Origin of the sequence: Frankia sp. CpI1-P, assembly GCF_001421075.1 — a bacterium.
GTDB classification, from domain to species: Bacteria; Actinomycetota; Actinomycetes; order Frankiales; family Frankiaceae; genus Frankia; species Frankia torreyi.
The window spans coordinates 284,008-310,837 of the sequence record NZ_LJJX01000001.1; the positions used below are offsets into that span (position 1 = coordinate 284,008).

Annotated in this window: 18 protein-coding genes and 12 pseudogenes; 11 read left to right on the top strand and 19 right to left on the bottom strand. The window is 73.1% G+C overall.

Annotated elements, in window-relative coordinates; all coding sequences use genetic code 11:
- Positions 1-73: 73 nt before the first annotated feature.
- Positions 74-673, bottom strand: a complete 600-nt coding sequence (locus FF86_RS01385) for a TetR/AcrR family transcriptional regulator (RefSeq protein WP_044883264.1) — start codon at positions 671-673, stop codon at positions 74-76.
- A 210-nt stretch (positions 674-883) separates the two neighbouring features.
- Between FF86_RS01385 and FF86_RS01390 the strand changes: the two genes are divergently transcribed.
- The 7 genes and pseudogenes from FF86_RS01390 (at position 884) to FF86_RS01415 (ending at position 5,806) form a co-directional block, all read left to right on the top strand.
- Positions 884-1,948, top strand: a complete 1,065-nt coding sequence (locus FF86_RS01390) for an ABC transporter substrate-binding protein (RefSeq protein ID WP_242417954.1) — start codon at positions 884-886, stop codon at positions 1,946-1,948.
- A gap of 20 nt (positions 1,949-1,968) precedes the next feature.
- The coding region (locus FF86_RS01395; protein ID WP_242417991.1) for an ABC transporter permease at positions 1,969-2,609 on the top strand (641 nt) is incomplete at its 3' end.
- Position 2,610: 1 nt separating this feature from the next.
- A pseudogene (locus FF86_RS37820) lies at positions 2,611-2,831 on the top strand (ABC transporter permease); the annotation flags it as partial.
- A gap of 54 nt (positions 2,832-2,885) precedes the next feature.
- Complete coding sequence (locus FF86_RS01400) at positions 2,886-3,689, top strand: ABC transporter ATP-binding protein (protein WP_044883104.1); 804 nt, start codon at positions 2,886-2,888, stop codon at positions 3,687-3,689.
- Entirely contained in the window at positions 3,686-4,915 is a 1,230-nt protein-coding gene (locus tag FF86_RS01405) for an alpha-hydroxy acid oxidase (protein WP_052680887.1), read from the top strand. Before FF86_RS01400 ends, FF86_RS01405 begins: the two co-directional genes overlap by 4 nt.
- Positions 4,912-5,301, top strand: coding sequence for a RidA family protein (locus FF86_RS01410; RefSeq protein ID WP_052680886.1), 390 nt, complete (start codon positions 4,912-4,914; stop codon positions 5,299-5,301). Before FF86_RS01405 ends, FF86_RS01410 begins: the two co-directional genes overlap by 4 nt.
- Before the next feature lie 91 nt (positions 5,302-5,392).
- Positions 5,393-5,806, top strand: coding sequence for a VOC family protein (locus FF86_RS01415; RefSeq protein WP_044883103.1), 414 nt, complete (start codon positions 5,393-5,395; stop codon positions 5,804-5,806).
- A gap of 804 nt (positions 5,807-6,610) precedes the next feature.
- On the opposite strand, the gene FF86_RS01425 is transcribed toward FF86_RS01415, so the two are convergent.
- The 5 genes and pseudogenes from FF86_RS01425 to FF86_RS01440 form a co-directional block, all read right to left on the bottom strand.
- A complete protein-coding gene (locus FF86_RS01425; protein ID WP_044883102.1) occupies positions 6,611-7,372 on the bottom strand; it encodes an SDR family oxidoreductase in 762 nt (253 codons plus the stop codon).
- 208 nt (positions 7,373-7,580) lie between these two features.
- A partial coding sequence (locus FF86_RS37825; protein ID WP_242417955.1) for an ATP-binding protein occupies positions 7,581-8,483 on the bottom strand: 903 nt, incomplete at its 5' end.
- A gap of 576 nt (positions 8,484-9,059) precedes the next feature.
- Positions 9,060-9,219: pseudogene (locus FF86_RS37835) on the bottom strand (response regulator transcription factor); the annotation flags it as partial.
- A gap of 1 nt (position 9,220) precedes the next feature.
- Positions 9,221-9,812, bottom strand: a pseudogene (locus tag FF86_RS01435) (response regulator transcription factor); the annotation flags it as partial.
- 87 nt (positions 9,813-9,899) lie between these two features.
- Positions 9,900-11,336, bottom strand: coding sequence for an MFS transporter (locus tag FF86_RS01440; RefSeq protein WP_236705901.1), 1,437 nt, complete (start codon positions 11,334-11,336; stop codon positions 9,900-9,902).
- 128 nt (positions 11,337-11,464) lie between these two features.
- On the opposite strand from FF86_RS01440, the gene FF86_RS01445 reads away from it, so the two are divergent.
- A partial coding sequence (locus FF86_RS01445; RefSeq protein WP_255355675.1) for a TetR/AcrR family transcriptional regulator occupies positions 11,465-11,973 on the top strand: 509 nt, incomplete at its 3' end.
- A 1-nt stretch (position 11,974) separates the two neighbouring features.
- Positions 11,975-12,073: pseudogene (locus FF86_RS61685) on the top strand (TetR/AcrR family transcriptional regulator); the annotation flags it as partial.
- A gap of 617 nt (positions 12,074-12,690) precedes the next feature.
- Here FF86_RS61685 and FF86_RS37840 read toward each other — a convergent pair.
- The 13 genes and pseudogenes from FF86_RS37840 to FF86_RS63905 all read right to left on the bottom strand — a co-directional run.
- Positions 12,691-13,004, bottom strand: a pseudogene (locus tag FF86_RS37840) (branched-chain amino acid ABC transporter substrate-binding protein); the annotation flags it as partial.
- Positions 13,005-13,020: 16 nt separating this feature from the next.
- Positions 13,021-13,953, bottom strand: a pseudogene (locus tag FF86_RS01450) (ABC transporter substrate-binding protein); the annotation flags it as partial.
- Between the two features lie 127 nt (positions 13,954-14,080).
- Positions 14,081-14,275: a ferredoxin gene (locus FF86_RS01455; protein WP_011604962.1), complete on the bottom strand. Its 195-nt coding sequence runs from the start codon at positions 14,273-14,275 to the stop codon at positions 14,081-14,083.
- Positions 14,272-15,003, bottom strand: a complete 732-nt coding sequence (locus FF86_RS37850) for a cytochrome P450 (protein ID WP_242417993.1) — start codon at positions 15,001-15,003, stop codon at positions 14,272-14,274. The genes FF86_RS01455 and FF86_RS37850 overlap by 4 nt, the downstream gene beginning before the upstream one ends.
- Before the next feature lie 580 nt (positions 15,004-15,583).
- Positions 15,584-16,261 (bottom strand): ABC transporter ATP-binding protein, encoded by a 678-nt coding sequence (locus FF86_RS01465; RefSeq protein WP_044883097.1) that lies wholly within the window; start codon positions 16,259-16,261, stop codon positions 15,584-15,586.
- On the bottom strand, positions 16,258-16,986 hold the full coding sequence (locus tag FF86_RS64760) for a hypothetical protein (RefSeq protein WP_396229730.1): 729 nt from the start codon (positions 16,984-16,986) through the stop codon (positions 16,258-16,260). The genes FF86_RS01465 and FF86_RS64760 overlap by 4 nt, the downstream gene beginning before the upstream one ends.
- Positions 16,987-17,487: 501 nt before the next feature.
- Positions 17,488-19,974: pseudogene (locus tag FF86_RS01470) on the bottom strand (ABC transporter); the annotation flags it as partial.
- 222 nt (positions 19,975-20,196) lie between these two features.
- Positions 20,197-20,462 (bottom strand): annotated as a pseudogene (locus tag FF86_RS37855) (branched-chain amino acid ABC transporter substrate-binding protein); the annotation flags it as partial.
- 31 nt (positions 20,463-20,493) lie between these two features.
- A pseudogene (locus FF86_RS01475) lies at positions 20,494-21,352 on the bottom strand (ABC transporter substrate-binding protein); the annotation flags it as partial.
- Positions 21,353-22,377: 1,025 nt separating this feature from the next.
- Positions 22,378-22,736 (bottom strand): ABC transporter substrate-binding protein (locus FF86_RS37865; protein ID WP_242417956.1); only part of this gene is annotated, 359 nt, incomplete at its 5' end.
- Position 22,737: 1 nt separating this feature from the next.
- Positions 22,738-23,054, bottom strand: a pseudogene (locus FF86_RS37870) (ABC transporter substrate-binding protein); the annotation flags it as partial.
- 1 nt (position 23,055) lies between these two features.
- Positions 23,056-23,433: pseudogene (locus tag FF86_RS37875) on the bottom strand (ABC transporter substrate-binding protein); the annotation flags it as partial.
- A gap of 1 nt (position 23,434) precedes the next feature.
- Positions 23,435-23,643 (bottom strand): annotated as a pseudogene (locus FF86_RS63905) (hypothetical protein); the annotation flags it as partial.
- 1,330 nt (positions 23,644-24,973) lie between these two features.
- On the opposite strand from FF86_RS63905, the gene FF86_RS01485 reads away from it, so the two are divergent.
- Together FF86_RS01485 and modA are read left to right on the top strand one after the other, a co-directional pair.
- Positions 24,974-25,492 (top strand): flavin reductase family protein, encoded by a 519-nt coding sequence (locus FF86_RS01485; RefSeq protein ID WP_044883094.1) that lies wholly within the window; start codon positions 24,974-24,976, stop codon positions 25,490-25,492.
- Between the two features lie 815 nt (positions 25,493-26,307).
- Positions 26,308-26,830: molybdate ABC transporter substrate-binding protein (gene modA, locus FF86_RS37880; RefSeq protein ID WP_396229722.1), on the top strand; the 523-nt coding region annotated here is incomplete at its 3' end.

A 26,830-nucleotide genomic window follows, 5' to 3' on the forward strand; every position in this document is an offset into this window, starting at 1 on the left:
CTGCGGCGCCCCGTCCCCGGGCGCCCTGCGGCGCGACGCTCCGGGCGGACCGCGGCCCCCGCCCCGGGCGGGCTCAGGTGGCGGTGCCGCCGAGGGCGGACAGGACGCTGCGGCCGAGGACGCGGGCCAGGCGCTGCAGCGGCCAGCCCTTGGACTCGCGCAGGTCGACGATCACCCGCTCGTCGAACATCGTGATCCAGACGAGCACGGCGTACTCGACGTCCTGGTCGGGAAGCTCCCCGTGCTCGATGAGGTCGCGCACGATCGGCTCGAGGGCGGCGTAGAGCGCGCCGGTGGGCTCGTCACCGAGGTGGACGCGCTCGAGGAACCCCCGCCAGCTGCGGATGTGCACCGCCGCCGGGCCCCAGTCCGCGGCCTGCTCGGCCCACCGTTCGCAGGCGGCGTCGAAGCGCCGGCGCGGGGTCCAGGTGGGCGGCACCGACTGCAGCCGGTCGGTGAGCCGGCCGGTGAGCTGCAGCAGGAACTCGCGGTGCGCGTCGTGGATCGACTCGAAGTGCCGGTAGGCGGTGGCGGTGGCCACACCGCCGCGGCGGGCGAGTTCGGGCAGGCCGAAGGTGGGGCCGGACTCGGCGAGCAGCTCGCCTACCGCGGCCAGCAGCCGGTCGCGGGTCTCCTGGGTGTCCCGCCGCAGTCCCGGTCTCGGACCCGCCATCCGCTCCCCCTCGCCGCCACCGGTGCGCACCGCCGTCGATGCGCACCGGCATCAATGTTAACCCATAACCTGGGAAGTTAATCTCATGTTTCGCGCCTTGACAGTCATCCGGGCCGACCTCAAGACTCTGGCAACACGCGAAAATCTTCCCATGTCCGCGAGAAGATCGCCAAATCAATCCCTTTCCCCGCTCCCCGAAAGCGATGTCACATGGCCGTTACCACATTGACACCCGGGCCCCACGCCCACGGCCGACGCGGCGGACGCGTTCTCGCGCCGGCCGTCGCCTCCTGCCTGGCCGCGGCGATCTCCCTGGCAGCCTGCGGATCCTCCGGCGGCGACGGCTCCCCCGCGGGCACGGGCGCCGGCGCCTCCTCCGCCGCCACCGCGAAGACGGTGCACGTGGGCGTGCTCCAGCTCGCCAGCGCGACCGTCATCGACCAGACCGTGGCCGCCTTCGAGCAGGAACTGAAAACGAAACTCGCCCCCCGTCCGGTCAGTTTCGACGTGAAGAACGCCCAGGGTGACCAGAGCCTCATCACCAGCATCTCCCGGAGCTTCGCCCAGTCGGACTCCGACGGCGTCGCCGTCATCGGCACCCCCGCCGTGGTCGCCCTGGCGCAGCAGACGCAGGAAAAGCCCATCTTCGCCCTGGCGATGGGCGACCCGGTCGGCGCGAAGGTCGCGCAGAGTCTCGACCGGCCCGGGAAGAACGTCACCGGCAGCGTCGACTACGTCGATCCGGCCGTGCTGCTGCAGTCGATCATGAAGATCACGCCGGCCCCGAAGCGCCTCGGGACGATCTACGACCCGTCCAACCAGAACATGCAGGTCTGGATCAAGGCGTTGCGCGCCGCGGTGGCGAAGTACCCCGGGGTGAGCGTGGTGGAGTCGACGATCTCCGGCGCCCAGGACGTGCCCAGCGCCGCGCGCAGCCTCACCGGGCGGGTCGACGCCGAGCTCATCGGCCCCGACGCCACCGTGCTGGCCGCGCTGCCCGTCGTCGGTTCGGCCGCGGCCGGCGGGCGGCTGCCGGTCTACGTCGTCGGCGGGGACGCCACCGTCGCGGGCATCCTGGCCAGCATCGGACCGGACTATCCGACGCTCGGCCGCCTGGCCGCCGACTCCGCCGCGAAGGTGCTGACGGGCACGCCCGCCGCCGAGGTCGCCTTCGGCCAGCCGTCGGGCGTCGGGTTCACCGTCCAGAAGGCCACCATGACCAAACTCGGGATCACCCTGCCGGCGGACCTGCTGAGCGCGGCGACGGTGCAGTGATGATCCAGGTCCTGCTGGACATGCTGGTCACCGGCCTGCCGCTGGTGCCGGTGTTCCTCGGCATCTACACCGTCTTCCGGCTGCGCGCGGACTTCGACCTCACCGTCGAGGGCAGCTTCGTCACCGGCGGCGCGGTGTGCGCCCTCACGCTGGTGCACGGCTGGCCGAGCTGGCTCGCCCTGCTGGCGGGGACGGCCGGCGCGGCCGCCGCCGGCGCCGTCACGGCGCTGATCCACCTGCTGCTGCGGGTTCCGGTGCTGCTCGCCGGCCTGGTGATGAGCATCGGGCTGTTCAGCGTGAACCTGCACGTGCTCGACACCCCCACGCTGAGCCTCGGCACGCAGGGCACGCTGTTCAGCGGCTTCGGTTCGCTGTCCGGCCGGCAGGCCGACCTGGCCACCTCCGGGGTGATGGCCGGGGTCGTCGCCGTGGTGCTCGTCGCGTTCGGCCTGTTCCTGCGCACCGAGCTGGGCCTGGCGCTGCGGGCCACCGGCGTCAACGCGCGGATGGCCCGCAGCCAGGGTGTCAACGACCGCCGGCTGACCGTGCTGGCGCTCGTGCTCGCCAACGGCCTGGCCGGACTCGGGGCGAGCCTCAGCGTGCAGTACCAGGGCTACGCCGACGTCAACATGGGCGCGGGCACCTTCGTCGCCGGGGTCGGNGCGGTGCTGCTCGGCGAGCTGTTCGTCCGCCCGTCGGGGTCGAAGCTGCTGCGCATCGTCGGCTGTGTGCTGGTCGGCACGCTGGCCTACCGGCTGGTCCTGGTCGGTGCGCTGCGGGTGGGGCTGCCCGCGGGCGACCTGCGGGGGGTCACGGCGCTGACGCTGCTCGTGGCGATCGCGGCCGAACGCTACCTCGGTGCGCTCGGCGGCCTCGCCCGCACNCTCGCCCACACCACCCGCTCGGCCAGCGCCGCCGTCCGGCAGGAGGCCGCCTGATGCTCCGGTTGGACGACATCGACCTGATCTACAACGCCGGCCGGGTCGACGAGGTGGTGGCGCTGCGCAGTCTCAGCGTCACCTTCGAACGCGGGCAGTTCGTGACCGTCGTCGGCACGAACGGCGCCGGGAAGTCGAGCCTGATCCAGACGATCTCGGGTGCGGCCCGCCCGACCCGCGGCCGGGTCCACCTCGACGGCCGCGACGTCACCCGGCTGCCCGACCACCGCCGCGCCGGCTGGATCGCCCGGGTCTTCGACGATCCCCGGGCGGGCACCGCGCCGGAGCTGTCCATCGAGGACAACCTGGCGCTGGCGATGGCCCGCGGGCGCAGGCGCGGGCTGCGGTTCGCCGTGACCGCCCGCCGGCGCGCCGTCATGCGCGAGCACGTCGCCGGTCTGGGTCTCGGGTTGGAGAACCGGCTCGCCGACCGCGTCGGGCTGCTCTCGGCGGGCCAGCGCCAGAGCCTGACGATGGTGATGGCCGCCCTGAGCGCCCCGTCGGTGCTGCTCCTCGACGAGCACCTGGCGGCGTTGGACCCGGGGACGACCGCCACCGTGCTCGCGCTGACCACCGAGCTGGTGCGCGAGCTGGGCGCCACCACGGTCATGGTCACCCACAACATGGATCACGCGCTCGCCCTGGGCGACCGGCTGCTGGTGATGAGCCGGGGCCGGGTGATCGCGGACTACGACGGAACGGAGAAGTCCGAGATGACGGTAGGCGGCCTGATCGACCGGATCACCGGCGCCGGCGACGCGCTGAGCGACCGCAGCGCGCTGATCGAGAAGGTGGCGTCATGACGACCGCGGCGGGAGTCGGCCAGACGGAGGTCGGGCCGGACGGAACCGGGCCGGCGGGGATCGGGCCGGCGGGGATCGGGCCGGCCGGAACCGAGTCTGCGGGGGCCCGGTCGGACGGCGTCGGGTCGGCGCAGGCCGAGAGGGGCGATCCGATCGCGGGGCGGTTTCCGACGCTGACGGAGATCCGCGCGGCGGCGCAGGCGGTGCTGCCCCGCGACGTGTGGGACTTCCTCGCCGGCGGCGCCGGGCAGGAGACGACGCTGCGGGCCAACCGCGACGCGTTCGCGGGCTGGCAGTTCCGCCCCCGGGTCATGAGCGGCCACCCGGTGCCCTCCACCGCCACCACCGTGCTCGGCCTGCCGATGCGTCTGCCGGTCCTGACGGCGCCGTTCGGCACCGACGGGTTCTTCGACACCGACGGCCACCTCGCCGTGGCCCGGGCGAACGCCCGGTGCGGGACGTTGAGCATCGTTCCCGAGGCAGGCACCCACTCGATCGAGAGCGTCGCCCAGGCCGCCCCGGCGGCGGCGCGCGTGGCGCAGGTGCACCCCATGGGCACCGAACGCAACTTCGTGCGCATGCTGGAGCGCATCGAACGCGCCGGCTACGCGGCCGTGTGCGTGACCGTCGACTGCCCGACCGCCGGGTGGCGCGAGCGCAACCTGCGCAACCGTTTCACCGTCGACCTGCGGATGATCACCGGTAACTACCCGCCGGGCGGCGACGTCGCGGCCCAGGACGTCTTCGGCCAGCTCTTCGCCCGCGACGAACCCGTCTGGACCTGGGACCGGCTGGCCCGGCTGATGCGCCACACCGACCTGCCGTGGATCGCGAAGGGCATCCTCACCGCGCAGGACACCCGCGCCGCCATCGACGCCGGCGCCGCCGCCGTGCTCGTGTCCAACCACGGCGGGCGCCAGCTCGACGGCACGCCCGCCGCGCTCGACCAGCTCCCCGAGGTCGTCGCGGCCGCCGACGGCCGCGCCGAGGTCCTGCTCGACAGCGGGGTGCGCTGCGGCACGGACGTCGTGAAGGCCCTCGCCCTCGGGGCGCGCGCCGTGGTCATCGGCCGGCTGGCCGCCGCCGGTCTGGCCGCGGGCGGCGAGGCCGGGGTGGCCCGCGTCCTGGCCCTGCTGCACGAGGAGATGGTCACCGTGCTGACCCTGCTCGGGCACGGGTCGGTCACCGAACTGACCCCCGCGGCCCTCCAGCGGAGCCGGCCGTGATCACGAGGGTGCCCGGTCAGCTTCCGTCGATCTCGGGCGCCACCGGCCACGGCGAGCTCGTCGTCACCTCCGGCGTGATCTGCCCCGACCTGCTGCGCCCCGGCCTGACGCCGGCCACCACCCCCGACGTCCGCCAGCAGATCGACGGCGCCCTGGGAGCGCTGGGCGAGGTCCTGCGCGCGGCCGGCAGCGGCCTGCACTACGCGCTGCGGGTGGAGGCGTTCCTGGCCCGTCCGGCGGACTTCCCGCTGTGGGACAGCGCCTTCGCCGCGGCCTGGCCTGTGCACCCCCCTGCCCGGACCACCCTGGTGACCGGTTTCGCGCTGCCCGTCGTGCTCGTCGAGCTCCAGGCGATCGCCGTGCGCGCACCCGCGGCGGCGCCGTAGCGGCGACCACGGGGCGCCGNGGGGGGGCGACGGTGGACCCCGGTGTCCGGCTGCGGCGGCACGCGGGCGCCGGCGGGGGAAGACTGGCCGGATGGAGGTTCTCAGCAGTCGGATTCTCATCAGGCCGGTCGACCCGGGGCGCAGTCGCCGCTTCTATCGCGACATCCTGGGGCTGGCGATCTACCGGGAGTTCGGGCCGCCGGACGATCCCGGCCTGGTGTTCTTCCTCGGGCAGAGCCTGCTGGAGGTCTCCGGCCGCGCCGAGGAGCCGGCCGGCGGCGGCGCGGGGCGGGTGCGCCTGTGGCTGCAGGTGCGCGACCTCGCCGCCGAGCACCGCCGGCTCGCCGCCGCGGGGGTGCCGATCGTCCGCGACCCGCAGCGGGAACCGTGGGGGCTCGACGAGATGTGGATCGAGGACCCGGACGGCATCCCCATCGTGGTCGTCGAGATCCCACCCGACCACCCGCTGCGCCGCGACCAGCGTGGGGCGCGGACCGAGCTCTGAGCGCGCCCCCGACGAGCGGGCGCGCCGCCCCCAGGTCAGACCGGACCCTGGCGGCGCTCCTCAGGCGTCGTGGCACTCTCCGGTGGCTCGGAACCGGGCCCTTCACCTGGCGCCCAGACCGTCCGGTCCACCAGGCCGTGAGGACAGCGTCCGGAACCGTCCTTGGACGACGCCCGGACACCCCGGACGCCAGCGAGTGCCGCGCCGCGGGCCCGGCGGCACTTCCGGCAGGCAGTGACAGAGATCATCGGCACGATCCTGTCCACGCCGGTGTCCTCGCTCACTTCGTCACCCGCCCACCGCCACTGCACGCCGTGCACTTNGTGACAGCATTTCCAGCGAACCGGCCGTCCTCATCGACCTCCTGCCGGCCCGTCTCCACCTCGCCCTTCCCGTCGCAGGCGGAACACGTGCCGAACTCGACCGGCTGGTCCCCNGTGTTGCCGCCGGCCTTCCGCCTGTCCGGATCGCTGTCGTCCCGGACCACGGGCGGCTTACCACCACGCTTCGTGCCCCCACGGCCCGACGACGCGCCACCGTCGGTGTTGCCCCTTTTGTTCCACACCATCGGCTGCTCTCCGTCCACCCCCGGTGTCGTACCGTATCGACGGTAACCCCGGACAGCGCAAAGCCGGAACGAGCCAGTCGGAACTGTCACCGAACCCCAGGAGGCAGCTCGCGGCGAGCCGGGGCCGGAGCGTCCGCTCATCCTGAGATGAAGGTCAGGCCGGCGTCGCCAGATCCCCGGAGTCGCCAGATCCCCGGAGAGGGTGCGGTCCCGCGGCGGCGAGCGGGGCGCTCTGGCTAGCGGCCGGCTGCGGCGCCGGTGACGGCCCGCCAGTCCTCGAAGCGGGTCCGGGCGAGCAGGGCGTCCGGCCCGGGGAGCAGGGTGTGCTCGTCCAGGCGGGCGCCGAAGTAGCGGGCCTGCGGGTCGGTCACCACCGGACGGGGGTCGCCGCGGCCGGCGAGGTGCTGGCGGACGAGCTCGTCGAGGCGGAACCGCTGCGGGCCGGCGACCTCGACGGTGCCGTCCACCGGCGCGCCGGCCGCGGTGACGCCGACCGCCGCGGCGACGTCGTCGGCGGCGATCGGCTGGAACGGCGCCGGCGCCAGGCGGACCGTGCCGCCGACGGTGGCGGCGTCGGCGATACCGCCGACGAACTCGAAGAACTGCGTCGCCTGGATGATCGAGTACGGCAGGCTCCCCTGCCCGATCAGCTCCTCCTGGGCGATCTTGGCCCGGAAGTAGCCGCTCTCGGCCAGCCGCCGGGTGCCCACCACCGACAGCGCGACCAGGTGCCCGACGCCGGCGGCGGTCGCGGCGGCGAGGATGTTCGCCGTCGACGTCCGGAAGAACTCCAGCACGGCCTGATCGTCGAACGACGGCGAGTTGGACACGTCGACGACGACGTCGGCGCCGGTGAGCGCCTCGGCGAGCCCGTCGCCGGTCAGGGTGTCGACGCCGGAGCTCGGCGAGGCGACGACCGCGGTGTGCCCGTGCCCGATCAGCCGGCGCACGAGCTTCGCGCCGATGAGGCCTGTCCCGCCGATGACGACGATCTGCACGGTGTCTCCCCTTCGGGTTCGGGCGGGAGGGACGACCCGCCACGCGGGTGAGGACGAGGCGGCCCGCCGATCCGTGACACGCGGCGACGGCCCCGACACTACTCACCAGTGTGCAACACGCAGCGTGTTCCGGTCGCGACTCGACGCACGGAGAGTTGGGGCACGGAGGCTTGGGGCACGGGCGGCTTGGGGCGGCGAGGCGCCGCGATCATGGTTCGCGACGGGGAAACATGTCGGGTGGGTCGGGGACGGGGGGCAGCGTGATCGTGACGAGGGCGCCGCCGCCCGGGTCGTTGGCCGCCTCGACGGTGCCGCCGTGGGCGGCGGCAATCGCCGCGACGATCGACAGGCCGAGCCCGGCGCCGCCGTCGTCGCGGCCGCGGGCGGCGTCCGCCCGGCGGAACCGCTCGAACGCGTGGGGCAGGAAAGCGGCGGGAAATCCCGCGCCGTGATCGCGAACCTGCACCACGACCACGCCGGGCACGCCGTCGGCGCGCCCCGGCGCACGGTGCCCCCGCAGTTCGACGGCGCTGCCGGGCGGGGCATGGCGCACCCCGTTGGCGAGCAGGTTGTCGACGGCCTGGCGCAGCAGGTCCGGGTCGCCGAACACGGTCAGCGGCCGGTCGCCGGCGGGCACCGTGACGTCGAGGCGCAGCCCGCGCGAGGCCGCGTAGCCGGCGGCGGCGCGCGCGGCGCGGTCGAGCAGCTCGTCGAGGGCGAGCGGCCCGCGCCGGACGTGGCCGCCGTCCATCCGGGCCAGGGTGAGCAGCGATTCGGCGAGGCGGATCAGCCGGTCGGTCTCCTCGGCGGCGGTGTGGATCGCCTCCCGTAGCTGCTCGGCCGAGCGTCCCGGGCGGTCGGCCAGCTCCAGCTCGGCGCGCAGCACGGTCAGCGGGGTGCGCAGCTCGTGACCCGCGTCGGCGACGAAGGCGCGGTCGCGGGCGCGGGCGGCGTGCAACCGGGCCAGCAGGTCGTTCATGGTGCGGGCCAGGGCGGCGATCTCGTCGCGGGTGGCCGGCACCGCCAACTGGAACCCGTCGCCGGCCGTCCCGAGGTCGGAGGCGGCCATCTCGGCGGCCTGGCGGCGCATCCGGTCCACCGGGCGCAGCGCNGCGCCGGACAGCAGCCAGGCGGCAAGCCCGGACAGCGCGATCAGCGGCGCGGTCGCCGTGACCATCACGTTGCGGACCCGGTCCTCGGCGCGGTCGGTGAGGTGGGTCGGGGTGCCGACGACGGCGACGAGCGGGCTCCCGCCGGCCGCGGCGCGCACCGGCACGGCGTACAGGCGCGCCTGGCCGGCGGGCAGGGCCCGGTCGTCGGCGTCGCTGGCGATCCAGACCGGGTGGGACCGGGCCCGGGCCCGTTCGTCGACGGCGAGCAGGGGGGCCGTCCCGGCGTCCGCCGAGGAGGCCAGCGGCCGCCCCTCGGGGGTGAGGACCTGGGCGATGGAGCCGGCCCCGGTGAGCAGGGCTGCTGGATCCCCGCGGCCGGGCACCGGCTCGCCGGCGGCGATCCGGTCGGCGAGGCGCGCGGTGAGCACGTCGGCCCGGGTCCGCAGATCCGTGTCGACGGCGTCGCGCAGGTTCGCCCGCAGCAGCAGGTAGAACAGCGTGCCGGCGAGCAGGAGCACCAGCGCGGTGCCGAGCGCGAACAGCAGGGTCAGCCGAACCCGCAGCGGCACGTCGGGCTACGTCCCGCCGCCGACGGCCGGCAGCGTCGACCCGGTCGGGCGCGGCTCGGTCGAGTGCGGCTCGGTCGAGTGCGGTTCGAGCGGGACGCACAGCCGGTAGCCGACCCCGCGGACCGTCTCGATGAGCGAGGGGGCCGGCGGCAGATCGATCTTGCGGNGCAGATAGCGGACGTACTGGTCGACGATGTTGGAGGTGGCGTCGAAGGCGTCGTCCCAGACGTGCTCGGTGATGTAGGTGCGGGTGAGTACCTGGTCGGGATGGCGTAGCAGCAGGTGCAACAGGGCGAACTCCTTGGCGGACAGGTCGACCGGCGCCCCGCCGCGCCAGACTCGGTGCCCGGCCGGGTCGAGTTCGACCGCGCCGGCGCGCAGCACGACGGGCCGGTGCACCGCGCCGCGGCGGACCAGCGCGCGCAGCCGTGCGGTGAGCTCGCCGAAGCTGAACGGCTTGGGCAGGTAGTCGTCGGCGCCGGCGTCCAGGCCGCGGATGCGGTCGTCGACGTCGACGCGCGCGGTGAGCATGAGCACGGGCGCCCAGCGGTGGTCGGCGCGCAGCCGGCGGCACACCTCGAAGCCGTCGATGCCGGGCAGCATCAGGTCCAGGACGATCGCGTCGTAGGCGATCTCGGTGGCCCGCCAGACGGCGTCGATCCCGTCGCCGACGACGTCGACGGCGTATCCCTCCTCGACGAGGCCCCGGCGCAGCACCGCGGCGGTGCGCACCTCGTCCTCCACGACCAGGACCCGCATGGACCGATGGTAGGACCCGCCGGATGTGACGGCGATGTGGACTCCGCCGGCTCGCCGATGACGGACTGGCCCGGCGGGACGGGCGGGTCAGCCGGGCCGGCCGGGCAGCCGGCCGGCGAGCAGGCCGATGCCGGCGGCGGCCGCGGCGAACAGGGCGAACAGGGGCGTCACCCAGTCGGTGCCGGCGCGCGACTGCAGCAGGCTCAGCAGGGCGACGCCCAGCGACGCGGCGAGCTGCACCGCCATGAAGATCGAGGTGGTGCCCTGCGGCTGCTCGACCGGCGGCAGCGTGCGGTACAGGCTGGCCACGGTCGGTGAGGCGGTGAGGCCGAAGCTCAGCCCGACGGCGACGAACAGCGCGCACGCGGCGGCGAGCGGGATGTGCTCGGCGGTCGCCGCGAAGGTGGCCAGCAGCACGGTGGTGGCGCCGGCGCCGGCACGTACGAGGGAGCGCGCGCCGAGGCGGTCGCTGATCCGCCCGCCGGTCGTCATCGACACGAGCAGCCCCAGCCCGAGGGCGCAGACCAGCAGCCCCTGGTCGAGGCCGTGCAGGCCGTGCTGGTCGAGGCCGACCACCGGCAGTGCCGTGGTCTGCCCGTACATGACCAGTCCGACCAGGCTCATCACGGCGATGCTCGCGGCGAATCCGGGCCGGCGCAGCAGCCGCAGGTCGAGGGCGGGGGTGGCGGTCGTGGTGAACGCGTGGCGGACGTAGGCGGCGAGCAGGACGATCCCCCCCGCCGCGGCGGCGAGGACCGGCCAGTCGCCGGGGTGCGCGCCGGCCCGGTTGACCGCGAACAGCACGCCGAGGTAACCCGCGGTGAGCAGGACCAGGCCGCGTAGGTCGGCGCCGGGGCGGGTCGGGGCGGGGTCGGGCCGGCGGGCGGGGACGTAGGCCAGGGTGGCGGCGCCGACCAGCAGCCCGAGCGGGAAGTTGACCGCGAACAGCCACTGCCAGTGGCCGGTCTCCAGCAGCAGACCACCGAGGATCGGGCCGGCCGCGGGCGCGACGTTGACGACCGTGGACATCACGCCGAGCGCCCGCCCCATCGACTCCCGGGTGGCCAGCGCCGCGGACAGGGTCATCGCGCTCGGTTCGAGCAGCCCGCCGCCGAATCCCTGGAGCACCCGGAAGCCGATGAGCATCCCCGGCGAGCGGGCCAGCGTGCACAGCAGCGAGCCGAGCAGGAACAGGCCGAGACCGGCGAGGAACACCGCGCGCCCGCCGAAGCGGGCGCTCGCCCAGCCCAGCAGCGGCAGCGCCGTCGCCGCGGCGAGCAGGTAGGCGATCGTCACCCACACGACGGTGGTCAGCGGGGCGGAGAAGGCGTCGGCCAGCGGGGCGAGGGCCACCGCGACGACGGTGCCGTCGAGCACGGCGAGCAGCGCCGCGCCGGCGAGCGCGACCAGGGCCGGGCCGGTGCGCACCCCCGACCCGGATGCCGGCGTCGGGCTGGCCGCGGGGACGGCTGCCGGGTCGGGCGCCGTGGCGGCGGGCTCCCCGGAGGCTTCCTTTACGCTCATGAGACCAGATTAAACTACACGGTTTAGTAAGGACAGGAGGGCCTACAGTAAGGACGGCAGCGGCGGCGCAGAGGTGAGGGTGGGGCCCGATGGNGGGACGGCAGCGCGGGATCGACAAGCGCCGGGCCATCCTCGACGCCGCAGCACCGATCTTCGGCACGCAGGGGTACGAGCGGGCGAGCGTGGACGCGATCGCCACCGCGGCCGGGGTGTCCAAGCCGACCATCTACAGCTACTTCGGCGGCAAGGAGAACCTGTTCCGCGAGTCGGTCGCCGACTCCGCCGTCGAGCAGAACGGTGACGCGCTGCGGGTGCTGCAGGCCCTGGACGTCTCCCCCGAGCGCTGGCAGGCGAGCCTGTTCGAGGTGGGCGTAGCGCTGGTGGAGTGCCAGCGCAGCACCTGCTCGATGTTCCTGTACCGCACGATCGCCGCCGAGTCGGTCCGCGATCCCGAGATCTACCGCACGGTGCGGGAGAAGGCCGGCGACCCGATCCTCGACGCGCTCACCGGACGCCTGGCGATGCTCGGCAACGCCGGGCTGCTGCAGGTCGCCGACCCGGCGCTCGCCGCCCGCCAGTTCTTCGCACTGATCAACGCGCAGATCCCCGAGCTGACCGAGAACGGCACCCGCCCGGCNGCGGACGACGTCGTGCGCCGCGCCGTGGAGGCCGGCGTGCGCACCTTCCTGCTCGCCCACGGCGTGCCCGACCCGCAGCCGCCGGCCGCCACGACGGTGNCCTAGTCCGCGTATGTGGTTGTGACCGTGGGGGCCTGTCGCGTTCCCTGATCCTCACCGTCGAGGTGTGCAGGTGAGGGCAAGATCGTGGAAGTCGAGGTCGTGCCCGGCAGCACGGCGCGGTTCCGCGGAACACCAGGCGTCCGACTCGGGACCGGTGCTCGCAGACGAAAGCGCCTTCGCGCCTGCCCGTGTCTGCCTGTGCCTGTCTGTGCACGGAATCGCGCCGAGGGCTTGTGCCACTTTTCAGCCCGAAAACCGTACCTAAGCCTCGGCACGATCTGGCCGCGTTCTGACCGGAAAAGNCAGAGGAGTGAGTCCGAAGCCGGGCGGGCAGGTCGCGGTGCGTTTTGCACGGTCTGAGCCCGGGGATCGTGCGCATCGCACCGCAATGCCGCCGCACTGGTAGCCGGCCCAACTGACAGGTCCCCGATCGCCGGGGTCCCAGCCGGGAGGTGCCGGGAGGTGCCGGGAGGTGCCGGGAGGTGCCGGGAGGTGCCGGGAGGTGCCGGGAACGCCCTGGGCCGGGCCGACCCCCATTTCGGGAGCCGGCCCGGCCCAGGGCTTGCCGGCCGGGGCCGGCTAGCGTCGGGTCCCGCGGACGGGACCCGACGGGGTCACTTCGCGCCGGCGGTCAGGATCTTCTGGCCGTCGTAGGACGTGCCGGTGGCGAGGAAGGTCTTCTTCGTCGAGTCCCAGCGCTGGCCCAGCAGGGTGTTGTTGAACAGCCGGGTCAGGCCGGGGACCGGGTTGGTCTTGGTGAAGTCCAACGGCGGGACGAGCTGCAGGTCCAGGCCCTTGGTCTGGTTGAGCTGCGCCAGCAGGGACTTGGCGGTGAGGTCACCGGTGACCTTCTTGCCGACCTGTTCGACGATCTGGACCGCCAGCCAGCCGCCGATGGTGGAGGTGGAGTGGCGCAGGTTCTTCGCCGNGTCCTTGTCGCCGGNGGCGAAGTCCGCGTCGAGCTCGGACTGCAGCCGGGTCAGCTCCGGGTATTTCGCGCTCTGGTTGAACAGCGGGAAGGCGCCGACGGCGTAGAAGTTCTTCGCCGCGGGCCCGAGCTTGACCAGGTTCGCGTCCGAGATGGTGCCCGCGGCGTTGCAGTAGTTCAGCTTGTCCCCGCCGGCCTGGATGAGGCCGATCGCGCTGGCCTCGGCCAGGCCCATCGTGACGCCCTGCGCGCCGGCGTCGGTGATCCGGGCCGCGACCGGAGCGTAGTCGCTCGTCGTCACCGGCACCTTGATCTCCTGGGTGCCGACCCCGGCGGACTTGCCGCCGAGCCCGGCCAGCGCCCCGAGGCGGGAGGCCGCGGCGATGTCGTAGTTGACGACCCCCATCTTGCTGATCTTGGCGGTGTTCTTGAGCAGCGGCGCGCAGACGGCCTCGTAGTACGTCGACGCCGGCTGGTAGACGAAGCTGATCTTCGAGGTGAGGTCCGAGCCGTCGCCGGCGATGCCCGAGCTGCCGATGCTGGGGATTCCGGCCTTCTCCAGGATGGCGTTGATGCCGCCCGCGGTGCTGAAGGCGGAGACGACGGCGAGGTACTTGCCGCTCACCGCCTTCTGGGCGCAGGCCTCGCCCGCCGCCTGGTCGTTCTTCGAGTCGCACACGTCGATCTGCACGGGATGGCCGTTGATGCCGCCGCGCTTGTTCAGCGCGCGCACGGCGGCCTTCGCCGCTCCGGCCTGCTCCGGGAAGTTCGTCGTCGGCGTCGTCAGCGGCACGATGGACAGCAGCTTCACCGGGCTGGCCTTCGGGCCGTCCGTGGCCGGCGACGACTCCCCCGTCGTTCCGGACGAACCACACGCGGCCAGGGCCAGCGTGGCCCCCACCGCCAGCGCCGCCATCGCGCTTCTGGACCGCATCGTCTTCCTCATCATCTCTCGCCCGAACCCACTCTCAACTCGCCGCCGTTCCTCCACCCGACCGCCACCGTCCCGCCGGCCGGCCCCCCGCGGGGCCGGCCGGCCGCCGCGGCCGGGACGCTCTACATCCCGCCGGGACGCTCTACACCCCGTCGAGCAGCACGGCCCGCTCCGGGCAGGCCTCCGCCGCCCGCCGGGCCAGTTCCACCCGGTCGGCCGGCACGTCCGCAACGGTCACCTCGCCGTAGCCGCTGTCGTCGTCGGTGAACAGCTCCGGGGCGAGGTCGTAACACCGCCCGTGCCCCTGGCAGCGGGCGGTGTCGATCGTGAGCCTCATGCCTGCCCCGCATCCGTCGGCCAGGTCAGCGCCAGCGAGTCCAGGCCGCGCAGCGTGTGGCCGTTCCAGGTGATGCTCGCCCCCGGCGCCAGGGAGTACTCGGGGATGAGTCGGTGCCACTCGCGCAGCACGGTGCGCAGCTCCATCCGGGCCAGGTGGGAGCCCAGGCAGCGGTGCGGCCCGCCGCCGAAGGCCAGGTGCCGCTTGTCGGCGCGGTCGAGGTCGACGACGCCGGCCCGCGGGTCCGCGTCCGGGTCGAGGTTGCCCGAGGCCAGCATCACGTGGACCATCTCGCCCTTCTTGATCGGGCAGCCGGCGATCTCGGTGTCGCGGGTGGTGATCCGCGGGACGGCTATCACCGGGGTCTCCCAGCGCAGCAGCTCCTCGACGACGGTCGGGATCTTCTCCGGGTCGGCGACGATCGCGCGCCGCGCCTCGGGATGCTCCAGCAGGTAGGCAAGAATGCAGGTGAGGCTGATGGTGACGGTGTCCAGCCCGGCCATCATGAGCATGAAGCAGATCCCGAGCAGCTCCGGCTCGGTCAGCGGCCGGCCCTCGATCTCAGCCTTGAGCAGCTCGGTGATGAGATCGTCCCGGGGCTCGGCGCGCCGCTGCGCGAGGACCGTCCCGAACAGGGTGAACGCCTGCGTGCCGGCCTCGGTCTGGATCCGCACCCTCTCGTCGGGGTCGTCGGTGAGCGACTCCGGACGGATGATCGCGTCCTTCATGTGCAGCAGGGCCNGCAGCTCGGACTGCGGCAGCCCGAACAGGGTGAGGAACACCGAGCAGGGCAGCGGGACGGCGAGGTCGGTGGCGAAGTCGCAGGCGCCGCGGTCGAGGAAGCTCTCGATCGTGGCGACCGTGTTCGCCACGACCTCGGCCTCCAGCACGGCCATCCGCCGCGGAGAGAACAGCGGGTCGAGGATGCGCCGGTACTTGGCGTGGTCGGGCGGGTCGACGCCCATCGGGATGGCGGGCAGCGGGCTGCTCATCAGTTCGGGGATGAGGTTGGAGAACACCTCNGGATTGCGCAGGACCTCGTCGATGTCGGACCGGCGCAGGATCTGGATCCAGCCATCGTGTCCCTCGTCGTAGTCCACCGGGCACTTCTCCCGCAGCCGGGAGAAGTAGGCCCGCGGGTCCTCGGCGCGCTGGCGTTCGAACTCGACCCAGTCCAGCGTCGCGGCTCGCAGGCCGTGGCCGCCGTCGGCGGGCGCCGCCGCGCCCGCGGTGTCGTCTGGCATATGCGTGTTCCTCCAGGATCGGTGAGACGTTCCGTCCGGGGCACGGACGGGGGCGGTCAGGCGGTCAGGTGAGATAGCTCTGTTCGACGAGCGCCGGGTCCGCGCGGGCCTGGGCGGCCGGTCCCGACCAGCGAACCCGCCCGCGGCTGAGCACCACGGCCCGGTCCGCGACGCGCAGCGCCGCGCGGACGTGTTGCTCGACGAGCAGCACGGCGAGCCCGTCGTCGGCGGCGGCGCGGATGGCGCCCAGCAGACGGGCCACCACCTGCGGCGCGAGGCCGAGCGAGAGCTCGTCGGCGAGCAGCGCCACCGGCCGGCGGGCCAGCACCCGGGCCAGGGTGAGCAACTGCTGCTGGCCGCCGGAGAGCAGACCGGCACGGCGGTCGAGATGCTCGGTGAGCTCGGGGAAGTCGGCCAGCGCGGCCAACGGATCCACGCCGCCGATGCGCAGGTTCTGGCGGACGGTCAGCGACGGGGTGACGGCCCGTTCCTCGAGCACCACGCCGAGGCCCTGCCGGGCCCGCCGGTGCAGCGGCGCCGTGGTCGCCTCCCCCTGCCAGGTGACGATCCCCTCGTCGGGGGTCAGGGCGCCGGCCAGCGCCATCAGCGTGGTGGTCTTGCCGGCGCCGTTCGGCCCGAGCAACGCCACCACCTCCCCGCGGGCCACCTCGAGGTCGAGACCGACCACGACAGGCCCGGCGCCGTACCCGACGGCAAGCTGGCGGCATCCGACGACGCTCACCTGGCACCTCCAGCCACGGGCGGCGCCGCCGCCGCCTCACCGACCGGCGCGGCCAGCGCCGCACCGTCCTTCCCGTCCCCGACCGCCGCGTCGCCGGCCGAGCCGTTCTCGTCGCCGGCCGTCTGCTCCGGTCCGGCACCATCGCCGGCCGTCTGGTCGGGTCCGGCGCCATCGCCGGCCGTCTGGTCGGGTCCGGCACCATCGCCGGCCGTCTGCTCCGGTGCGCTGGCCTGGGCCACGACGATCTCCTCCTCGGTACCGCCGGCGCCCACTCCGTCCGCGGCGGCCCCCTCGCCCTGCGCGGCGGCCTCATCCACGGGGACCGCCTCATCCGCGAGGACAGCCTCGTCCGCGACGGCAGGAGTCTCCGCGACCGCAGGCTCGTTCGCCGCGACAGCCTCAGCCGCCACCGCCGGCGGCTCCTCGACGACAGGCTCGTCCGCCGGCGCCGACGACTCCTCGACCACCGGCTCGACCGCCGGCGCCGACGACTCCGCTGCGGCAGCCTGATCCACCGCCGCCGGCGGATCATCAGCCGGGGCGGTCTCGGTGGCGCTGCCCGCCTGGTCGTCGGCGGCGCCGTCCGCGGTCGGCTCGTCGGGGCGGCCGAGGTAGGCGGCGATGACGGCGGGATCGGCCTGGATGTCCGCCGGCGCGCCCTCGGCGATCCTGCGGCCGAACTCGAGGACCACCAGGCGGTCGCAGACTCCCATGACGAACGGCATGTCGTGCTCGATGAGCAGGACGGCGATTCCCCACTCGTCCGCCAGGCGGCGTACGAGGGCGGCGAGCTCGGCGCTCTCGTGCTCGTCCAGACCGGCCGCCGGCTCGTCGAGCAGCAGCACGGACGGCGCGGTCGCGACGGCGCGGGCGATCGCCACCAGCCGGCGGCGCCCGTAGGACAGCGCCGACACCTGGGTGTCCAGCGCGTCGGCCAGGCCGAACTCGCGGACCGCGGCCTGGGCGGGTGCACTCAGCGGGCGGTTGCCCGGCCAGACCAGGCCGGTGATGTAGGCGGCGAGGTCGCGCGGGTCGCTGGCGGCGCGCAGGTTCTCCGCGACGGTGAGGTCCTCGAACAGTTCGAGGTTCTGGAACGACCGGCTCACCCCTGCCCGCACCCGGCGATGCGCCCGTAGCCCGTCCAGGCTGGTGTCGCCCACCCGGACCGTGCCCGCCGCCGTCGCCGCGTACCCGGTGATGGCGTCGACGATCGTCGTCTTGCCTGNGCCGTTGGGCCCGATGAGCCCGACGACGGTGCCCGGCGCCACCTCGAACCCGACGCTGTCCACGGCGACGACGCCGCCCCAGCGCACCGTGATGCCCTCGACGGTCAGCGTCGCCGGCCGCACCCGCAACACCTCTCGCGTGGCCTCGGCTTCCGGCGGCGGGGCCACGTCCGCGGCGGCCGGGACGACGGCCCCGGTCGTCACAGCCTCGGTCGTCACAGCTCCGGTCGTCACAGCTCCGGTCGTCACAGCCTCGGTCGGCGCCTCGACGACGGTGACCGGCGCCGGGGCAGGGCCGGCGAACGCGGTGTCGGGGCGGCCCAGCCGAGCGGCGACGGGGGCGGGCAGCGGCAGACGGGCCCGGCCGGCCAGGCCGCCGGCGAGCCCCGTGCCCCCGGAACGGATCAGCACCAGCAGCAGGATGATCCCGCCGATCAGCGGCAGGTAGCGGTCGATCTCGCGCAGCCAGTCGGTGAGCCGGTCGCCGAACAGTACGCCCAGCACCGCGAGGACGACCAGGGCGCCGGCCGGCAGCCAGCGCGCCCACCGGGCCGCGCCGGCGCGCCGGGACCGGTCGACCTGGCCGCGGGCGAGCCCGCCGAGCCCGTACCCGAACAGGCCGGCGAGCACGGCGCCGACGGTGCGCGGCAGCGCGGTGGAGCCGCCGAAGCGGTCGGACAGCCAGCCGGCGAGCTGCTGACCGAGGGTGCCCGGCGCGAGCAGGGCGCCGATCCCGGCGCCGCTGATGTAGCCGACGCCGCCGACGACGGCGTAGGCGACGACGAGGATGCCGGTGAACGGCAGGAAGTTCCCGTCGTCATAGCTGATGTTGCGGTTGGCGAAGGCGAGCAGCACCCCCCCGAGCCCGGCGATGGCCGCGGACAGCGCGAAGGCGTAGATCTTCGCCGCGAACACGCTGATGCCCAGCGACGCCGCCGCCCGTTCGTTGGTGCGCACCGCGATGAGCCGCCGCCCGGCCCGGCCGCGGCGCACCGCGGACACCGCGAGCCCCGCGAGCAGCAGCAGGATCAGCGCCAGGGTGGCGTAGGCGCGCGGATCGTCGGTGCGGTCGACCGGGATGCCGAGGAAGTGCAGCGGGGCGTCGGCGGTGGCGACGACGGTGCCCTGCTGGTCGAGCACGTCCCCGAAGATCGAGGAGCTCTGGCCGTCCGCGGGAGGTGAGGAGTAGCCGCGCTGGAACAGGATCGCGCTGACGGTGACACCGAGGCCCAGAGTGACCACGGCGAGCTGCAGGCCGCGGGTGCGCAGCGCCGGCAGGGCGAACAGCACGCCGACGGCGGTGGTGGCCAGCACGCCGATCACCAGGGCGGCGGCGAACGGCCAGCCCTCGGCCGCCACCAGGCGCCCCGCGACCAGCGCGGCGATCCCGGCCAGCGCGCTCTGGGCCAGCGAGAGCTGGCCGGCGTAGCCGACGAGGACCACCAGCGACAGCAGGATCAGCGCGTACCCGGCCTGGAGGGCGACCGCGTTGACCCACGGATCGGGCAGCACCAGCCAGACGAGCGCCACCAGCAGGGCGAACCCGCCGACCAGCACCGGGAGGTTGATCGCTCCGGAGCCGAGCGGCGGGCGGTCCTCGGCCTGGTGGGCGCGGTCGGGAATGTTGCTGCCCCGCACGACGAGCAGCACGATGATGACGACGACCGGCAGGGCGCTGTCGAGGCCCTGCGCCCAGTCGTGCGGGCCGGTCAGGTGCACCTGGAGCTGGAGTTCGACCAGCGCCAGCAGCAGCCCGCCGACGAGCGCGAGCGGGAACGAGCGGAACCCGGCGGCGAGCGCCACCGCCAGCGCGGGAACGACCAGCAGGACCAGGCTCGTCGACGACAGCGGGTTCTGCAGCGGGGCGAGCAGGACACCGGCGAGGCCGGCGAGCACCCCGCCACCGAACCAGCAGGCCCCGGCGACCGCGTCGGCCGACCAGCCGAGCGTCGCCGCCGCGGCCGGCCCCTCGGCGACGGCGGTGGTGACCGCCCCGGCGGTGGTGTACCGGAAGAACGCCCACAGCGCCGCGACCAGGGCGATGACGACACCGAGGCGGACGAAGACGTGCACCCCGACGGGCTTGCCGAACACCTCGACGACGGACTGCGGCAGGAACGACGGCACCGAGCGGCTCTGCCCGCCGAAGGCCAGCACCACCGCGGCCTGCAGGACGATGAGCAGGCCCAGGGTGGCAACGACCCGGTTGAGCGGCGCGGCATGGCGCATCGGCCGCAGCACGGCCACGTGAAACAGCAGCGCGACCGCCCCGGTGAGCACGACGACGACGGCAGCGGCAAGCGCGGTCGGCAGCCCCCACCCGTCACCGGCCTCGTGGAACAGATAGGCCGCGAACATCACCAGCGCGCCCTGCCCGAGGTTCAGCACTCCCGAACCCCGGTGGATCAGCAGCAGACCCGCCGCCACAAAGGCATACAGTGCGCCGGCCCCAAGACTGATGACGGCGTATCCGAGAAAGCTGCCCACAGCATCACCCCAGTCCGAACTCTAGCGAGTTCGATCCTCACCGAGAACCGGTCGGATAGTTCTCGACACCGCCGGTCGTCACTGTGACGCCTGCGCTCCCGCCAGACCACACCATCCGGATCGGATGGCCGGCCCATATCTTCGCCTACGCCCCGCCGTAATGTCCTTCTATCACATCAACGCGCGGGCCCGACTTCCCGCATCACTGGCCGGTGTCGAAGNGTTGGCCACAGAGTGGCTGTGGGGTCACGACCTCGAAATGGTCACCGCTTCCGGCGACCCGGACGAAGTCGAAGCACGGATCGAGCTGGCCCTGATCGGTGGCGTAATTGATCTTATTGACCAGCATCCCGTCGGCATCGTAGTCGGTCACCCCACGCAGGCCCTTCATGTAGGACTCGCGGGTAGGACAGCCGTGCTGAGTCTTCAGTCCACGGATAAACAGGTCCGCGCTCAGCCAGCCGATGATGGTGCTCTGCTGGCCGGGCNGGGAGACCTCCGGGGAGTAGTCCGCNATCNCCTGCAGGAACCGGCGCTGGACCGGCCGGTTGCGCTCCAACGCGGCGTAGGAGAGCGACGCGTAGGTGCCGGCGAGCTGCCGCCCGTAGGGGGCGAGCAGGCGCGGGTCATAACTGACGGCGGACACGGCGACCTTGAACGGGTGCCCGGCGCCGACGGCGGCGTCCAGGACACCGGTGTAGAGGTCGAGCGGCGCCGCGGCGATGATCGTGTCGACCCCGGAGGAGATGATCTTGCGGGCGACGTCGGCGGCGTTGGTGCCGTCGACGTCCTGGGTGACCGCGTCGATGCCCGCGTGCTGCAGGCTCTTCGTCACTCCGTCCGCGTAGAGCTTGGCGGTCTCGCTGAGGAAGCTGACGACCACCGCGGCCTTGGTGCCGCCCTGCTGGCGGACGAAGTCGCCGATCGTCGTCGTGCTCTGGCCCGTCTGGCTCGTCAGGGTGACGGTGAAGGTGTTGCGGTGCGCCGCCCAGCCGGGCTGGTCGGCGGCGCCGATCACCGGCACGCCCGCCTTGTCGAGGTAGGCGACGGACTGCTGGGACACCGCGGTGTACTGGACGACGGCGAAAGCGTTCTGGGCGACCAGCTCGCGGGCGCCCTGCAGGTTGCCGCGGGGGTCGGACTGGTCGTCCTGCCAGGCATAGTCGATCTTCCGGCCGTCGACGCCGCCGGCCGCGTTCTCGGCGCTGAAGCGGGCGTTCACGCCGGCCCGGAAGCCGGTGAACTGCGCCGCCATCACGCCGGTGTCCGGATAGAGCAGACCCACCTTGATCGCACTGTCGGTCACGCCCGGAGCGCACGAGCCGGACGCGGACCTTCCGCTGTCCGACGAGTCCCCGGAACTACAGGCCGCCAGCATTGTCACCGCAGCGATCGCCGCCACGCCCAGCCTCGTGCGCCACACCCGTCGAATCCGCCTCTCGATCGCGCCGAGGTTTCCCGAGCCCGTGGCCGACCCCTCTGCGCTGATGAATTTCCGATCCCGGCCGCACGTGCGCGATCGGGGTCGGCGAGCGAACTCGCCGCGAGAACCGCCACCGCCGCGTAGCGCATCAACGTCTACCAGATCAGTGCGGACGACTTGTTCACCGCAGCACAGCAGTCAGTACAGGTCCCATCCTCCGACATCTTCACTGAAGATCACCGAACTTCGTCGGCGAAAACCTATCAGGGGGGAGCCACGCCGGAGCCAGCCGGGGGGTGCTCTCCGCTTCCCATCCGCGCCCTTAGGCATCGCCTCAGGAAATTTGCAACGGGCTCCACCCAGCCTTCTCCGTCGGGGGTCAGCGACGCTCACCCGAGCGTCGGCACGGGGCCACCCGCCACCCGACTACGCTCACGGTCTGTAGACGATGAATATTGTGCTGTATACGAACCCTTGGGACGGACAACTTCCGGCGCATCAGGGACGACGATCCGCACCGGCCGATCCGGCCCGGGGTTCGCCGGCACTCCACCAGGCCTCGGATNCCGGCTGGACGGCGGCACTCAGGCCCGCAACCTGGGGCGATCCGCCGGCAAAGTGATCCAGATCGCAGGAGTACCGGAGTACCGGCCCTCCACCGCACTGGACCGCGACCGCGTCGCCCCGGAACATCGCGCCGAAAGAGCCGCGGACCCCGCCGCCGCGAACACCTTCGACGGACCGGTCCCGAAACCCGCGCCAGCGTATCCGAGAAAGCTGTCCGTGACCTCAACCCAGCCGAATCTCCGGCGGGTTCGATCCTCACGGGCACCGGGCCGAAAAGTCTCCTCGATCCCGCCGGCGGGGGCGTTGCAGCCACCAATCCGCAACACCGAGAAATCCATCTCAGATTGTCCCGGAGTTGGGATGGAGGAGTNCTCTCGGCATCGGCATCGGCAGGGCGCGGCGCANCGGCGGCCTCATCGATCCGTCTCGATGCGCTCCCCACAGAGGGGCTGCGGGCTGACGACCTCGAAATGGTCGCCGCTGTTCGCAACCCGGACGAAGTCATAGCAGAGGTCGAGCTTACCCCGGTCTGTTCCAAAATTGATCTTGTTGACCATCATTCCGTCAGCGTCGTAGTCGCTCACCGCCCGCAGGCCCTTGATGTAGGAGTCGCGGGTGGGGCAGCCCTGCTGGGTTTTCAGGCCACGGATGAACAGGTCCGCGCTCAACCAGCCGTCGATGGCACTCTGCTGGCCCGGCGGGGAGACCTCCGGCGAGTAGGTGGCCATCGCCTGGAGGAACTGGCGCTGGACCGGCCGGTCGCGTTCGAGAGNCGCGAAGGAGAGTTGGGCGTAGCTGCCGGCGAGCTGGTGGCCGTAGGGGGCGAGCAGGCGCGGGTCGTAGCTGACGACGGAGACGGCGACCTTGAACGGGTGTCCGGCGCTGACCGCGGCGGCCAGGACGCCGGTGTAGAGGTCGAGCGGGGCCGCGGCGATGATGGTGTCGGCACCCGAGGCGATGATCTTCTGTGCGACGTCCGCGGTGTTGGTGGAGTCGACATCCTGGGTGACGACGCCGATGCCGGCGTGACGCAGGCTGGCGCTGACGCCGTCGGCGTAGAGCTTGGCCGTCTGGCTGAGGAAGCTGATGGNCAGCGCCGCCCTGGTGCCGCCCTGCTGCCGGACGAAGTCGCCGAGGGTCGTGGTGCTCTGGCCGTTCTGGCTGGCGAAGGTGACGCTGAAGGTGTTCTGGTGCTGGCCCCAGCCGGGCTGGTCGGCCACCCCGACCACGGGCACGCCCGCGGTGTCGAGGTAGTCGATGGACTGCTGGGAGGCGGCGGAGTACTGGACGACGGCGAAGGCGTTCTGCGCGACCAGCTCGCAGGCGCCCTGCAGGTTGCCGCGGGGGTCGGACTGGTCGTCCTGCCAGGCATAGTCGATCTTCCGGCTGCCGACGCCGCCGGCGGCGTTCTCCGCACCGAATCGCGCGGTCACGCCGGCCCGGAAGCCGGTGAACTGCGCCGCCATCACNCCGGTGTCCGGATAGAGCAGACCCACCTTGACCGAGTCGTCGGTGACGCCGGGGGCGCAGGTGCCGGTCGCGCTATTCGTGCCGCCCGACGAGTCACCGGAACTACAGGCAGCCAGCATGAGTGCGGCGATCGCCGCCCCGGTGAATCTCGTCCGCCACACCTGCATAAGCCACCTCTCGACCGCGCCGAGGTCTACCCGTGCCGGCATCTGGACCGCTGCGCGCCAACGCCTCCTCCGCTCTCACCGGCAGATCCGGGATTATGTGCGGCCGGCTGCCTGCACCCCGCAGACCGCCGTTACCCGGTGGCGCATAAACACAAAGGATCAGTGCGGACGATCCGCATTGACAACGCTGCGGTCAGGACGGGGCNGATCCCCCCGCGCCTTCACCGAAGAGCACCTCTCCGCTGGCGGAAACCTACCAGGGCCGAGCTGTCGCGGAGCCAACCGGGGGGTTCCCTCCACTTCGGCTGCGAGCCCCTCCGGTCGGCCGCGAACGCATTCACGCGGCCCTGCTCGCGTGCTGCCACACGGAGTGCTACCGCCACTCGTTCCGACCGGGCTCCGTGTTAGCGGTGCGCGCAGGACCGGTAGCCGATCCGTATCTCAAATATCACCAGCAACACAATGACGGGCGTGCCGTGAACCACCGCCCCTCGGGACGGGAGCGGCCGAGCTGGGCGCCACCGGTCATCCCGCCCGCGGACCGGACGGCGATCGGCGGGGCCGTACCGTGCACAGATCCACGCCGGCAGTGAGCGAAGTCATAGTCGTCCCCATCCGCGTTCCGTGCGTATCCCGGTGTTGAGGTCACCCGCCACACACCGGGGTCCGGATGCCCTGATCGGCCCGTTGACCTGCCATTGGCGCGGATTTAGTGTGGAAGCGTGCAGCTCACTCCGTGGCCTACGGCCGGCGCATCGCCGTGCGCCTCTGTGGAGGGTCGCGACGACCAGCCACGTCTGCGGCGCCGGCGTCACGTCGACTTCGGCCACAGCAACAGCGATCTCTGTCGCCCCTGCCGCTGAGTCACCCCACCCCGGCCACCCCATCCCGCGAGCGTCCGCACCGACCCGCCGGGAAGGCCCGGCCCGGTCCCGCGCGGATGCCGCCGTCGTGAACGCCTCCGGCACCTGCGCCGTCCCGAACGGCTCCGCCCGCCCCGTCGCCGTCCCGCCCGGCCCCGCAGGGTGGCTCGCCCCCCGTTGACACGTCCGCCTCCGGCCGTGCGCCTGCCACGCGTCGCCGGTGGCCCTGACCAGCACGTGTCCGACCCACTCCCCAGCCCCGCGGCGGCGGACAGCCCGGCCCGTCCACGAGCCGGACCCTGCCGGTCCGCGGTCCGAGTCGTGGCGAGCGTGCCGACCGGGCGCGGCGCAGCGGCGACGATCGGTCGGATGGCCCGACCGTCGGCGTGACCGACGCGGTCCATGGCACCGGCCGAGCCCGATCCGCCGCTCAACACCCACGACCGCCACTGAGAACCATGTCCGCCGCTCAGAACCATGTCCGCCCCTCGAACCTCGGGAGCATCCGTATGACCGCCTCGCTTCGCCAGACCCAGGGAGCCCCCAGGGCGCGCGCCGTCGACGGCGACCTGTTCCGGACCGTCTTCCGGGGTCACCCGGCGGGCGTCGCCGTCATCACGACGGACGCCGGCGTGGGACCGGTCGGCTTCACCGCGACCTCGCTGGCGTCGCTGTCCGCCGAGCCCCCGATGGTCGTCTTCGCGATCTCGTCGAGCGCGTCGGCCTGGCCGCACCTGCGCACCGCCGAGACGTTCGTCGTCAACCTGCTCTCCTCGGAGCAGGAGGAGGTCGCCCGCCGCTTCGCCCGCAGTGGCATCGACCGGTTCGCCGAGCCGACCCGCTGGACCGCGCTGCCCACCGGGGAGCCGCTGCTCGACGGCGGCCGGGCCTGGCTGCGCTGCGCCACCCGCCCGCCGATCGAGGCCGGCGACCACTTCCTCATCGTCGGCCAGGTCCTGGAGGCCGCGACCGACCCCGCCGCGGCGCCGCTGATCTACCACGACCGCACCTTCCACGCCCTGCCCTGAGCTCGCCCGCGCCCCGGGTCCGCGCACGCGGCTCGGCCGCTCGCCCGCTCGCCCGCTCGCCCGCTCGCTGCAGCGTCCACGGCCCGCACCCCACCAGGGGGCGGGCCGTGCGCGCGTCGGGGCCCGGCTGACCACCGCCCGGCTGACCACCGCCCGGCAGATGAGCGCCCGGCCGGCCGTCATAGCGTGACCATTTTGCTCGCTTCTGTGACTATTCGCGCGCACGATCATCCCGATCATGCTGATGGCGTGCGCTGGCAGGACGGGCACTGCGTGCCCGCCGGCGTCGCCGAGGCCTCGGCCACCTGGGTCCTCGACTACGACGTGACCGCCATCGGCATCGTGCTCACGCTGGACGTTCCGCTCGTCGCGCTGCGCGTGGTCACNGGCCACGACAGCCCCTGCCTCCCGTAGGACACAGCCCGCTGTGACGGGCTCAGCTCACTGCCGGCCCGCCCGGGGCGCAGGCGCCGGCGCGCGCTGGATCCGGCCGGAGCCGGACCGCAGTTGCGGAAGGATTTGAGGCACCCCCACCTGGTCGTAACGTACAAGCGGCACTATCATGCATCCAGTTTCGCATCTGCGGCATCGCCTACCAGCGGCATCCGCAGGTGCGAGCGGGTGCCGTCGCCGTCGGAGTACTCCGCGCGGCTCGACGCTCGCGGCGACGACGACGTCGCCATAGGTCGGTTCGGTGACGATGAGTGACATCGAGGCGCCCGACCGCACAGCCAACAGTGGATGTTCGTAGGGGGCGGTCGACCGTGCGCGCGATGGCGCCGGCGACCGACCGTGGTGCGTAGGAACGGGGATTCGTGAGATTTCGCAGGGTGAAGACGGCGCTGGCGGTCGTGGCCAGCGCCGGTCTGCTCGCCGCCGGGTGTGGCAGCAGCGGGAGCGACGGAGGCACGGCCGCCACGCCGGCGCCCGCCACCACCAGTGCCTCCAGCGGTGTGACGGGCACGGTCACGGTGTTCGCCGCGGCGTCGCTGACCGGGACGTTCACGACGCTCGGCAAGCAGTTCGAGGCCGCCAACCCGGGGTCCACCGTGAAGTTCTCCTTCGCGGGCAGTTCCGCGCTGGCCCAGCAGATCACCTCCGGCGCGCCCGCGGACGTGTTCGCCGCGGCGAGCCCGGCCACGATGAAGACCGTCACCGACGCCGGGGAGAACTCCTCGGCGCCGAAGGTCTTCGTCCGCAACCAGCTCGTCATCGCCGTGCCGAAGGCCAACCCGAAGGGCATCAAGGACCTGCCCGACCTGGTGAAGCCGGGCGTGAAGGTCGCGCTGTGCGCCGAGCAGGTGCCCTGCGGCGCGGCGGCGAAGAAGGCGCTGGCCG

What these genes read in the sequence shown, in the direction of transcription:
- FF86_RS01415 (WP_044883103.1), top strand. Translation starts at nt 5,393, where the DNA reads ATGGAGGTTCTCAGCAGTCGGATTCTCATCAGGCCGGTCGACCCGGGG.
- FF86_RS64760 (WP_396229730.1), bottom strand. Translation starts at nt 16,986, where the DNA reads ATGCCGTTCGTCATGGGAGTCTGCGACCGCCTGGTGGTCCTCGAGTTC.
- FF86_RS01400 (WP_044883104.1), top strand. Translation starts at nt 2,886, where the DNA reads ATGCTCCGGTTGGACGACATCGACCTGATCTACAACGCCGGCCGGGTC.
- FF86_RS01455 (WP_011604962.1), bottom strand. Translation starts at nt 14,275, where the DNA reads ATGAGGCTCACGATCGACACCGCCCGCTGCCAGGGGCACGGGCGGTGT.
- FF86_RS01440 (WP_236705901.1), bottom strand. Translation starts at nt 11,336, where the DNA reads ATGAGCGTAAAGGAAGCCTCCGGGGAGCCCGCCGCCACGGCGCCCGAC.
- FF86_RS01385 (WP_044883264.1), bottom strand. Translation starts at nt 673, where the DNA reads ATGGCGGGTCCGAGACCGGGACTGCGGCGGGACACCCAGGAGACCCGC.
- FF86_RS37850 (WP_242417993.1), bottom strand. Translation starts at nt 15,003, where the DNA reads ATGAAGGACGCGATCATCCGTCCGGAGTCGCTCACCGACGACCCCGAC.
- FF86_RS01485 (WP_044883094.1), top strand. Translation starts at nt 24,974, where the DNA reads ATGACCGCCTCGCTTCGCCAGACCCAGGGAGCCCCCAGGGCGCGCGCC.
- FF86_RS01405 (WP_052680887.1), top strand. Translation starts at nt 3,686, where the DNA reads ATGACGACCGCGGCGGGAGTCGGCCAGACGGAGGTCGGGCCGGACGGA.
- FF86_RS01390 (WP_242417954.1), top strand. Translation starts at nt 884, where the DNA reads ATGGCCGTTACCACATTGACACCCGGGCCCCACGCCCACGGCCGACGC.